The following is an 11,904-nucleotide window of genomic DNA, read 5'->3' on the forward strand; positions in this document are numbered from 1 at the left end:
ATTGGCTTGACCGACGAAGACTTTGCCGATCTTGAGAGTGTCCGCGACAGGACGCCCGCCGAGCCGCCGAGGTTCGAATGATCGTCCTCGATACCAACGTCGTATCCGAGGCGATGAAGCCGGCGCCCAACGCAGTGGTCGTGGCGTGGCTGAATGACCAGGCGGCGGAGACTCTATACATCACCAGCGTCACGCTGGCTGAGCTGCTGTTCGGCATCCAGGCACTGCCGCAGGGCAGGCGCAGGGACCTGCTGGATGGCGCGCTCAACGCGCTGCTGGAGCTGTTCAGGGATCGCGTGCTGTCCTTCGACACGGAGGCAGCGCGGTGCTACGCAGAGCTGGCCGTGGCGGCCAGGAATGGAGGGCGTGGCTTCCCGACGCCGGATGGCTACATCGCCGCCATCGCTGCATCGCGGGGCTTCATCGTGGCGTCACGCGATACCGCGCCCTTCGAGGCGGCTGGGGTGGCGGTCATCAATCCGTGGGACGGATCGTAAGCCGAAATGCCTGCTTGACGGGGAAGCTTACGGGGGGCGACGCGGCGCTCAGGTGCCCATGCTTTCCACCCGCGCCTTGAGTGATCGCGCCTCCTGTTCGAGGTAATCGCAGGCGATGCGCCTCACCAGGGGCCACACCAGCGGGGCCAGCCAGCCCTCGAACGCCAGCGTGAGGATCACGCGCGAGCCGTCCCCTTCGGCCTCGACGCGGTGGCCCGCGATGACCCGCAGGCCCGGCTGGCGTGCCTCCCAGGTGAACGCCTTCCCGGGCTCCAGCGAGGTGATGGTGTACGTGGCCGGGCGCAGCTTCGGCTGCACCACGCGGTAGCTCCGTCCGATGGCGGGAGAGCCACCCTGCTGGCCGTCAACCGGCGTGACCGACTCGACCGTCGGCGTCCAGCCCGGCCACTGCGCCACCTGCGACAGCACCGCCCACACCCGGGCGGGTGGGGCGGAGATCGAGGTGGTGGTGGAGAAGCAGGGCATGGTTCGCTCCACAGGCAAGCAAGAGGAAACCCGCGCGGAGGCGGGCTTCCTTGGAACTAGCTGGTCGTCTCCAGCAGGATGCGGATATAGCTATCCCTGTCTTCCTCCTGAAACAGGATGTGTTTTTTCTGCATCTCGCCTTTGGTGATGCCCCAAAGCTTGCTCATTTCATGCGAGGGTGTGTTCGAGACGATGAAGGACTCAAGCACAACATCAGGCTGCCCCAGCCGCTTCTCGATTTCCTTGACGGTTTCGTAAAAGCTGATCTTGGGATCCTGGAGGCCGACGTTGCGGATGCCTTTGGGGTCGACGAAGGTCACGCGCTGCCGTTTGCCTTGGAGCTGCCAGATGATGAAGTCCGGGTGGAAGTTGCCAGCCTCGAAGAAGCCGACGCCACGGCCCTTGCTCAGGTTGCGCAGCAGGTAGAGTTCGCGTTCCGCAAAATAGCCGGGGTTGGCGTCGTGGAACGCCTTCAGGTCCTCGATGAACCGGCGCTCGCCCTTGTTGAGAGGCGCGGGTGAGATCTCGACTGCACTGCCGTCCAGGAACAGCAACGGCTGGTAGAGGTGTCGCCCGAACCAGATCGCCTTGAGGCCCCGGAACTCCCAGTCCTTCAGATTCTCCTGTTCGATGGCCTCTTTCAGCTCTTTCAGTTTTGCGACGATTTCCTGCTGCGATTCCTCGATCAGGATCCGGTAACCGTATTCGGCGCCATCCTCGTTCAGCATGGATGGGAAGTTGGGATCGTCCTCGGTGAGGTCGCGGTATTCCAGGTGCGGCAGTTCCCACTCTTTCTTGCGGAAGGTGTAGTAGCGCTCCACGTACTTGCGCAGCAGGGCCTGGGCGATTTCCTGCCATACGCGCGTTTTCGCGAATGAGTCGAAGGCCAGCTCCGACGCGGGGATCAGCAGCCGGTACCAGCTGGTGTCCACCAGCAATGCAGCGATGCCGGCCTGGGGCAGGTTGAGGTTGTGCCAGCCACGCTCGGCCTTGAAACGTTCGAGGTCGAAGTACAGCTGGTCGAGGTCCAGGAAGGCGATGTGCTGCTTCGTCAGGTGCGCCTCATTGGGGGCGCCTTCGTCCTCGCTGCCCGATACCCCGTCGGACTTCATGGCCTGGATCTTCGGGTACCAGTTCAGCACCACCTGGTTCTTCTGCAGGTAGGCCGTGGCGGGCTCAAGGTCGGGGCGCGGGGGCTGGAGGGTCGGAACCGGCCCCAGCTTGCGGAAGGCGTCGCCAAACTCGGTTTTGACGCCGTTGATCTCTTTTTTGAGACGGATCGTCTTGAGCGGCTTCGTGCCCAGGTTCCGGATGACCGGCAGGATGAATTCGATGCGTTCTTCGTTGGCGGGTAATCCTTCATCTTCCAGGAACTTCCGGAACTGTTCCATGTAGTCGGCACGGACGCCGAAGATATGCAGCGTTTCGAGCAGGTCGATGTGCCTGGGCCGTTTCAGCGCCGCGGGGAGGGTTGCACGCACGCTGCGCTTGAGGCTCATGCCGTAACCCTTCAACCGCACGCCGCGGCCGAAGAGCTGGATGATCTGCGCGCCCTCGCTGCGCCCAACGTTCATCAGCCCCATGGTGCTCACGCGCCAGCTGCTCCAGCCCTCGGTGAACTTCTTCGAACCAATGAGCACGTTGATGGCGGAGTGCGGCTTGTCCAGCTCGTGGAACAACGAGCCGGAGAATTCCCGCTCGGCGACATGCAAGCCGCTGGCTTCGCACAGCTTCACCAGCTTGGTGTCGTCACCGACGTTGATGACGCCAAAGAACGCGTTGTCGCCCACGCGCACGCCGATTTCGCCGGCGGCACCCTTCAGGTTCTCGACGTGCAGCAGGCCGCCTGCGGGAGCGTTGAACAGGGTGGCCAGTGTTTCGTCGAAGATCTGTTCCGGCGACAGGCCGCAGGTGTTCAGGTAGGCGAAACGGCCCGCGAACAGGTTCTTGCCGGTGGCCGTCAGCAACCCCTCGTTCAGCACGCGCCGGATGCGCTCGGTGCTGTCCTTGCGATTCGCCACGTAGGTGGCCAGGAACTTCAGGATGGCCACGACGTCGGACACATCCTTTTTGTCCTCCTTGCGCACGGCATTGACGCTGCCGCCCACGAAGACCCACAACGGCTTTTCGATGTTGAACGGGCGCAGGCTCGCTTCCTGTTCCCGGTACAGCCGCTGCTGCTGGAAGAACGACAGCAGGCAGGCGGTGAGGTAGGTCCTCATCCATTCCTCGTTGCGATCGTCCTCCAGGTTGAGGATGTGATAGTCCTTGCCAAAACCATCGCCGTAGAACCAGCGGTACGAATAGTCGAACAGCGTGCTGCGCGCGTAGAGGTCGGTCAGCTGTCGGTTTCCGGCCACGGCCTGGCCGAAGGTGGCGGAATATTCGAACGAGAAGCCCTTTTCACACAGCGCGTTGCGGAACTTCATCCAGGCCCCGTCGCCGCCTGCCGAAGCACCGCGGTGCCCTTCATCGACGAGGACAAGGTTGTTGCCCTCGAAGGCATCCACCGCCACCGTCTTCTCGCCCATCTCCTCCTTCAGCTTGGTGACCTCCAGGATTTCCACCGCACGGCCGGCGAACAGGCCGCGTCCGTCCTTGTTGAAGATCTCCGCCTCGATGCCCGACTTCTGGAACTCGCGCAGATGCTGCTGCGACAGCCCCTCATTGGGCGTGAGCAGGATGATCCGGTTCAGCTCGCGCGAAAGACCATGTGTTTCCAGAAACCGCTGGTACTGGAGGATGTTGGCATGCATGAGCAGCGTCTTGCCGCTGCCGGTGGCCATCCAGAAGGCGATCTTGTTGAGCTGGAGGCGAGGGTCCTCAGACTCCTCCAGTGCCGCGATCCGGTCCGCTTCCGGGAGCGTCTCGTTCAGCGCCGCAATGCGCGCGTTGAGTGCCTGCCGCAGACCGGCGGGGTCGCGGAAGTAGCGGTCGAGGTAGATTTCCGTGAACAGCAGCGCCAGGTACTGGAAGTACTTCCAGACGATCGGCTCCTCACCCCGGGTGATGCGCCGGTCGTTGAGGCGCTGCGTGACCGAAACGATGGCCTGGTCGTACTCCAGCAGCTGCTCGTCCGTCAGCTCCGGCCTGTTCTCCGGGGGCAGATGCAGGCACAGGGCGTGGTGGAAGCGGTGGATGTTGTCCGCGTCCAGCCCTTCCAGCGACTCGTCTTTCAAGTGAGCGGCGAGCTGGTCGAAGCGCTCGACCCCGAACAGACCGAGCAGCCACTGGTTGAGGGCGAGCTTGCGGTTGAACGGCAACGACGCGCGGGCCGCGGCGGCCCGGCCGCGCGCAGCCGCCCTGGGCGAAGCAACATCGGTCTTGCGAGGGCGTCCGCGCGGCATCACACGCCCTCCATTTCGAACATCAGGCGGAAGAAGTCCTCCTCGATCAGGCGCACCTTCCAGGTGTCATCCGGGGCCTTGAGGTTTTCCAGGTTGTTGTCGCCGTTCACGTAGATCAGGTCGAATTCACTGTCCTTGCTGGAGTAGCCCTGCTTGCGGAACCATTCGTCCAGCACCAGGTTGTCGCGCTCGATGCCTTCCGGATCCTCCCCGCCCGGGCGCTTGCGCCAGATGACGAGCGTGCGGCGGCCGTCCGGCGTGGTGCCGGTGACGGTGCGGAACCACCACGGGCCGTCCGGCTCCTCCTTCAGGCGTCCGTCCAGCAGCAACCGGCGCGGCGCGTCCGCCGGCAGGTCCGGGTCGTCGTCGCGGCGGAACGCGGCGCTGTAGGTGCGCGGCGCGGCGATGTGGTCCACCTTCAGGCCGATCAGCCAGTTGAAGGTCTCCAGCAGGTCGACGTTGACCTCGCGGGACTCGTCCGAACCCGGGCGCTTGACCTTCAGCCTGTAGGCCGTGGGGTCCATGAAGGCGGACACGTTCAGCAGCGACTGGCTGCCTCGCGTTTCCACGTCCAGCATGTAGCGCAGCAGGTACTGCTCCCGGAAGCCGTCCGCCCCCTGGGCCTGCGGGCTGTCGAGCAGGCTCTGCTGCGCTTCGGTGCGGCGCAGTTCCAGGTTGTTGAGCGTGTCCTCGTAGGATTCGAGGCGGATCACCTTCATGATTCGGGGGCTGCGTTCGGCTTCCTCGGCGGTGGCGAAACGCTTGGGCTTGCCGTCCTTCCACTCCGGCGTGAACGTGACCTTCTTCAGGCGGGGAAGAAGGACGGTGTCAAAGTAGTCAGCTTGCTCTACGAGGATGAACTTGCGCTGCCCCCCGTCCTCACGGTTGAGGTTGATAACGGCATGGCCTGTGGTGCCCGACCCGCCAAAGTAGTCGAGAGTCATCATGCCGTTGGCAACACGCACGACACGCTCTATCAGTCCGGCCGGTTTCGGGCTTGTAAATGAAGTGTCCGGGAGAATGTCCCGAAGCTGACGAATCCCGTCCTGATTATGACCAACCTCGTCGTAGCGCCAGATGGTGCGGGGAACAAGATCTCCCACTTCACTTAGAAAGCGCTTGTACGCCGGGACAGAGTTTTTTCCGTCCGTGCCCCACCAGACACGATTGTCCTTTAGGTTTTTCTCGTGTTGATCGCGCGTGTACCGCCAGACAGCATTCCGTTGCGGCCATACCTCCTCGCCCGTATTCGGGTTGATGATGGGATAGTAAAGATTCGGGCGTTCCTCGGCGGATTTATTTGACTTGTAGTTGTCCGCCCTCCATGGACCACGTGGATCATTATCCGGATTCGAATAGGCGCTGTTTTGCTCCTCAGTGCGAGGAAGCTTCGTTGGGCGCCAATCCATACGAGAACGCGCGAAAGAAATGATGAAATCGTGGTCGTCACTGAACCATTTGGCATCGTTCGCCGGCGCATACTTCTTTTGCCAGATGATGTTCGAGACAAAGTTGTCCTGGCCGAAGGCCTCCGTGAGGACCAAACGGAGAAGTGCCTGCTCGCCGTCGTCAATGCTGCAATAAAGGCTGCCACCGTCAGGCGACAGAAGATGGCGGGCAAGCGTCAGCCGATCAAATTGTGCCGATGCCCAAGACGAGTGCTGGTACTGGTCCTTATAGGCGAATCCGTCGTTACCGGTGTTATATGGGGGATCGATGTAGACGCACTGTATCGAGTTGCGATAACGGTGATCCATCAGCGACAGTGCCTGAAAATTCTCGCTATGCACCAGCACGCCGTCCGTCTTCGTGTCTACATCGTCCGCGGCTTCCAGCAGTTGCGTTGCGAAGTCATCATCAAAATGCCGCGTGTCCACCATCAGCGTCGGATGCGCCTTCAGGAACTCCACCGTCAGCGGCACGCTATATCCCGGCGTCGTCAGGTCGCCCTTGATTTCATCAATCGCACACAGCCGCACCCATTCCTCGCGTTGAGCGTCATTGGCGGCTATCTCCGGATAGAACTCCTCCGGAATCACACCCAGCCGGATGCAGTAGCTCGTCTCCACGACAAACTTCTTCTTCAGCCACAGCTTCTTCTGGAAGTCTTCCAGCTGCGCCAGGAAGTCGATGATCTTGTGCGCGATACGTCGGATGACCTTGATCTTGGACAGGTACTGCTCGACGCGCGGCGCGGTTTCGCTTTCCACGTCGTCGAGGTGCATGACCTCGTTCTTGATGTAGAAGTCCAGTTCGCGCCGCAGGAAGCCGCCCAGGTCCTTGTGGATGAAATAGTCGAAGGTGTTGCGGGCGGTGTAGCGGTCCAGATGCACGCGCAGGCGGGTGTTCTCCGAGACCGTGCCGTCGGCGCGCACGTGCTTCCCGCCCAGGACCTTGATCCAGTCGGCCAGCGCCGGATCGTCGAGGCCCAGGATCGCCGCCTCGGCCTCGGCGTTCAGGTCCTTCTGCTTCTCCGTCTCCGGTTTGTAGGTGAAGCGGATCACCAGCTCGCCATCCTCGATGGCCGCAAAGGGCGCCGGGGCCAGCCGGAAGCGGCGCTCCTTGCCGGCCTGTTCCTTGACGTTGCCGTGCTCGCCCTCGGCGGCGTCCGCCAGCTTGAAATGGACGCGCATCGGGTTCGCTTCATCCTCCGGGCGCAGGCGGAAGGCGTAGTCGCGGAAGCTTTCGCTGGTCTTGATGTAGTACTGGTCGGCGTTGGCCCAGTGGAGCTTGACCTCCTCGCCCTCGTAGGGGATGGCGTAGACGCCGGGCTTGTAGACGCGCTTGCTGAGGAAGTCGCCCTCGGAGTAGTAGCGGCGGAAGAAGCTGTAGAGGTGGTCGTAGACCTCGGCCTCCAGCGCCCCAGTGTCCACGGCTTCGCTGGCCAGGCGGGTGCGCAGCTCCTTGACCTTCTGCGTGCTTTCCGGATCGACGCCCAGGGCCTGGGCGGCTTCGATGGCCTTGGCCAGTTCCTTCTCCAGTTCGGCCTTGTCGGCGGTGCGGTACTGGGCGAACGCCTGCTTCACCTGCGGCAGCAGGTCCTTGTCCAGGAACTGCGTCACCTCCGCACTCCGGGCGTGCAGGATGCGGTAGATGCCGAAGTCCAGCTCCGGCTGGTCGAGCTGGAACAGTTCCTTGAGCAGGGTTTTCAGCTTCTCGTATTTCTGGCTCATTACGTGGTCGTCCTGTTGAATCCTGGGCGGGCGCGTCGCTTCGTCAGACGACGGCCCAGCGAATGGTGAAAAGGGTTTCTGCTTGCGTGCGCTGCGCGAGCCGCTGTTCCAGCTGGTCGATCAGCTGGTCGCGCTTTTCCATGATCTCGTCCTCGATGCGGAAGATCTCCTGCCGCTGGCGGCGCTGCTGCCGTTCCAGCTTCTGGAGCTTCTCCTGGATCGCGTGCTGCTCGGCCAGCGTGGTGGCCTGTCGTGCCTGCCGGCGCAGGGCCTTGATCTGTTCCTTGGTGTCGGCCAGCGCCTTTTCGGCGGAGAGCACCATATCGTCGGCCCAGCGCTCCAGCTTCTCCCGCGCCTCGTGGAAATAGCGGTTGTTCTGTTCCAGCGAGCGGCTGAGGGTGGCCTGGGCATGGCGCTCGCTCTCCGCAGCCAGACGTTGGGAAACCGTGTCAGGGATGGTCGCGGTGCCTGCGACGTGGCCGCCGCACTGGAACAGCTTCTCCATGGTTTCCGGGTCCAGCGCAGCCCCGGCGTCCGTGAAGCCCGAGAACAGCAGGTGCTCCTCCCGTTCGTAGGACTCGATAGTCAGGCGGGTGAGCGTCAGGTAGCCGCACTGGCCGCGCAGAGCTTCGACAACGGCGATACGGGTGGGGTGGCGGCTGATGTCGAAGAGGATCTCGGCGGCAGGTGTATCGGCATCCCGCGCTTGGGCGAGCACATGCTCGCCCAGCGGGTGCGAGAGCCGGTAGAGGAACTGGCCGGCACCCTCCGCCTGCGGGTGAACGCGGGAGATCAGGTGGTACCGGCCGGCGGGGATGTCCTTGCGGGGCGGGCGGACCAGTTCGAAGGTGAAGGCGTCGTCATCGAAGCGCGCCTGGTCGGCCAGCACGTGGCGCGTGAGCGACCAGAAGCGCCTGCCGACCCGGTCCAGCCGGGCCCGGGCATCCGCAAGCCGCATGCGCAACCGTTCGTGCACGTCCTCGTCGAAGTGCTCGAACAGCGCCCGTCGGGTGTCTTCCAGCCGCGAGCGGATCTGTTCGTCCATCTCCGCCTGCAGGGCCCTGAAGGCGGCGTCGATCTCCTCAGGGGTCCGGCACGCCTGGTAGATCGCGAGGATGCGCTTTTCGAAGTCCACGCCGGATTCGATCGTGCCCAGCACCTCGTCGGAGGCGCCGAACACGCCGCTGAACAGGTTGAACTTCTGCTCGAGAAGCTCCAGAACACGGCGGTCGGCCTCGTTGCGCTCATTGAGGAAGTTGATGACCACCACGTCATGCTTCTGGCCGTAGCGATGGCAGCGGCCGATGCGCTGTTCGATGCGCTGCGGGTTCCAGGGCAGGTCGTAGTTGATGACCAGTGAGCAGAACTGCAGGTTCAGGCCTTCCGCTGCCGCCTCGGTGGCGATCAGGACGGAGGCATGGTCGCGGAAGTGCTCGATCAGTGCCGTGCGCATGTTGACCGCGCGGGAGCCGGTGATCTTGTCCGAGCCCCGGTTGCGCTCGAGCCAGCGCTCGTAGATGGCGGTTTCCTCGGGACCGTTGTTGCTTCCGTTGAAGAGGACAAGCTGGCCGGCGTAGCCGTTGGCCTCGAGGAACTGCTTCAGGTACTCCTGCGTTCGCCGGGATTCGGTGAAGATGACGGCCTTGCGCGCGGCACCGACCGCTGCCATCTGCTCGAACCCTGTTTCCAGCGCCTTGAGCAGCGTGCGGCTCTTGGTGTCGACGCGGATGCTGCGGGCTTCCTCGGCAAGGCGTGCGAGGATGGCGATCTCTTCCCGCAGTTTCTGGCGGTCGACCGGTGCATCGGTATCCCGGCCCGGGGCCTTGTCCTCGTCCTCGCCGAGGATCTCGTCGAGCAGGTCGGTTTCCAGCTCTTCGTTCTCGGCCAGGAGCTCGGCCAGGTCCGCCGTGTCGTCGGTGCCGGAAGTGCGCTCGTCGAGCATCGCCTGCAACCGCTGGCGCAGGATGTCCAGGGTGGCGGCAACGGCGGCCGAGGACGATGCGAGCAGCTTGCGCAGGATCAGCGCCGTCAGGTGCCGCTGGCGACGGGGCAGGGCATAGCTGTCTTCGCGCCGCAGGAATTCGGACACCTTTTCGTAGAGCGCATGCTCCTCGTCGGTGGGACGGAAGGGCCGGGTGATCGGCTTGCGCTCGGTGTAGCGGATGTACTCGGTGACCTGGTTGCGCAGGGTCCGCTTGCAGAATGCCGACAGCCTTTGGCGCAGGGCGCCCAGGTCGCTGCCGGCGCCCGCGTACTGCGCGCGGAAGGAATCGACATCGCCGAAGATGTGCTCGTCGATCAGGGTCGACAGGCCATACAGTTCCAGCAGCGAGTTCTGCAGGGGTGTGGCCGTCAGCAGCAGCTTGCGGCAGTCCTCCGTGGCCCAGCGGATGCCCTGGCCCACCTTGTTGCTCTGGCGGTAGGCATTGCGCAGCTTGTGCGCCTCATCGATGACGACGAGGTCCCACCGGATGGCCCGCAGTTCGTCCCGGATCGAATGGGCGAAGTTGTAGGACAGGATCAGGATGGCGCCCTGGTCCAGCGGGTTGCGGGCTTCCCGGCGGGCCTGCCTGTATGCCTTGGCGTCCAGGACGACCGCGGGCAGGTTGAACTTTTCCTGCAGCTCCAGCGCCCATTGCTTGCGCAGCGACGCGGGGCAGAGGATCAGGAGCCGGCGCCGGCGCTCGGCCCAGGATTGGCACAGCACGATGCCGGCCTCGATGGTTTTCCCGAGGCCGACTTCGTCGGCGAGGATCACCCCCTTGGAGAGGGGGTTCTGGAGCGCGAACAGCGCTGCCTCGATCTGGTGGGGGTTGAGGTCCACCGAGGCATCAAAGAGCGCCATCGAGAGGCGATCCATGCCCGAGGCCGCCCGACGGGTCAGGTCATGGGCATAGTACTTGGCGTGGTGCGGGGTCAGGGAGATGACATCAGGCGACGCCATCGAGCACCTCCCTGTTCAACAGCACGATCTGCTGGTCCGCCGGGCTCCGGGTGGACGGGTCAGTGTTCAGCCCGAGACGCTTGAGGGTGTAGTAGAGCAGGGCCTTGCGGACGGTGACCTTGCACTTGCCGTTGCGCATGCCGTAGTCCAGCGCCACCACTTTCTTCTGTGCTTCAGACAGTCCCGGGGGCGGGCCGATTTCCAGTGTCACCATGGTGTGCCAGTCGGCATCCTGGCCGCGATCCACATCACTGGGGCGGCTGTCCCGGATGCCGAGGATGCGCGCCAGCAGGAAGTCCTTGAAGCATTGGTCGGTGAAGCACCAGGCCCGCGCGTGCCAGCGGAAGCCGTCGAAGGCAATGGCGTGCGGTGCGATCCAGCGCCAGCGGGGCGCGGGGCTGGAAAGCGACTGGTACTCGACTTCGATGGCCTGCCTGTTGTGGATGGCCTGGAGCACGGCGCGCAGGTGGCCGGCGTCGATGCCCCGGGCGGGGCTATGCAACGTATCGAAGGCGGGGATCTGGCCGATCCAGGTGTCCTCCTGAGTGACGATGCCGTCGGAGATCGACCGCAGCTGGGACAGGTAGCGGGCCGGGTCCGGTCTCAGGAACAGGGGCTCGAAGCGGTCGCCGCGGACATAGGCGCGGGCGCTCTTGTCGTAGACCATGTTGCCCGGCGCCATGCCGAGGTAGCGGTTCAGGTCGGTGGATGCCTGGTTGATCGAGATCCCGAAAGCGGCCATTAGGTCGCCGCGGTTGACATGGCCTTCCCAGAAGAGCCGGAATTCGATGAACTCGAGCCGGCGCTCAATGCCCCATCGAACGCTGCCTTGCGTTCCTCCCACCCTTGCACCCCAGTATCGTGACCCGTATCAGGATTGTATTCGACCAGTTTCTGGTTGGTTTGTAAAGAGAGGAGGGCTCTGGCGGGGGGCATCGCCGCTAGGGAGATGGCGGTGGTGTAGTCAGCGGCTTATGGTATTTTTCATGGCATTTGGTGCTTTCCTCCGTGGTAAAGCATTGATTTATATTCGATTGAAATTCCCATTGATGTTCGAGTGGAATGATTCCGCGTCCGGCGGCGGCCGGCAGGATCAGGCACCAGACACACCCAAGCCCGCGTCACTGCGGGCTTTTTTGAGCTTCTTGGCCGGCCCGGAGAAGAGGGAGGCCCTGAGGGTACCGTAGCGGGTTGTGGTAGCACTGCAGTCATTTTGATATATTTGCTGTCAACACCCTGATAGAGGTGTTTGGTCATGGCTGTCCTGACGATCAGAAATGTGCCTGAAGACGTGCACCGGGCCTTGCGGGTGCGGGCCGCGCAGCATGGCCGCAGCACGGAGGCCGAGGTGCGCGAGATCCTGGCGGCGGCGGTCAAGCCCGAAAGCCGCGTGCGCATGGGCGATGCCCTGGCTGCCATCGGGCGGAAGATTGGCTTGACCGACGAAGACTTTGCCG

General features: G+C 63.5%; 7 protein-coding genes. 2 read left to right on the forward strand and 5 right to left on the reverse strand.

Going from position 1 to position 11,904, the window contains the following annotated elements; all coding sequences use genetic code 11:
* Positions 1-77 precede the first annotated feature (77 nt).
* Positions 78-497, forward strand: coding sequence for a type II toxin-antitoxin system VapC family toxin (locus BUA29_RS11010; RefSeq protein ID WP_072756440.1), 420 nt, complete (start codon positions 78-80; stop codon positions 495-497).
* A 48-nt stretch (positions 498-545) separates the two neighbouring features.
* On the opposite strand, the gene BUA29_RS11015 is transcribed toward BUA29_RS11010, so the two are convergent.
* The 5 genes from BUA29_RS11015 to BUA29_RS11035 all read right to left on the reverse strand — a co-directional run bounded on the left by BUA29_RS11015 (position 546) and on the right by BUA29_RS11035 (position 11,291).
* On the reverse strand, positions 546-983 hold the full coding sequence (locus tag BUA29_RS11015) for an SRPBCC family protein (protein WP_072756592.1): 438 nt from the start codon (positions 981-983) through the stop codon (positions 546-548).
* Positions 984-1,039: 56 nt separating this feature from the next.
* A complete protein-coding gene (locus BUA29_RS11020; protein WP_072756596.1) occupies positions 1,040-4,246 on the reverse strand; it encodes a DEAD/DEAH box helicase family protein in 3,207 nt (1,068 codons plus the stop codon).
* An 83-nt stretch (positions 4,247-4,329) separates the two neighbouring features.
* Complete coding sequence (locus BUA29_RS11025; protein ID WP_072756593.1) at positions 4,330-7,503, reverse strand: site-specific DNA-methyltransferase; 3,174 nt, start codon at positions 7,501-7,503, stop codon at positions 4,330-4,332.
* A gap of 43 nt (positions 7,504-7,546) precedes the next feature.
* A complete protein-coding gene (locus BUA29_RS11030; protein WP_072756594.1) occupies positions 7,547-10,447 on the reverse strand; it encodes an SNF2-related protein in 2,901 nt (966 codons plus the stop codon).
* Positions 10,434-11,291, reverse strand: a complete 858-nt coding sequence (locus BUA29_RS11035; RefSeq protein WP_072756595.1) for a BrxR family helix-turn-helix transcriptional regulator — start codon at positions 11,289-11,291, stop codon at positions 10,434-10,436. Before BUA29_RS11035 ends, BUA29_RS11030 begins: the two co-directional genes overlap by 14 nt.
* 411 nt (positions 11,292-11,702) lie before the next feature.
* On the opposite strand from BUA29_RS11035, the gene BUA29_RS11040 reads away from it, so the two are divergent.
* The coding region (locus tag BUA29_RS11040) for a FitA-like ribbon-helix-helix domain-containing protein (RefSeq protein WP_072755880.1) at positions 11,703-11,904 on the forward strand (202 nt) is incomplete at its 3' end.

Source organism: Thermomonas hydrothermalis (assembly GCF_900129205.1).
Taxonomy (GTDB): domain Bacteria; phylum Pseudomonadota; class Gammaproteobacteria; order Xanthomonadales; family Xanthomonadaceae; genus Thermomonas; species Thermomonas hydrothermalis.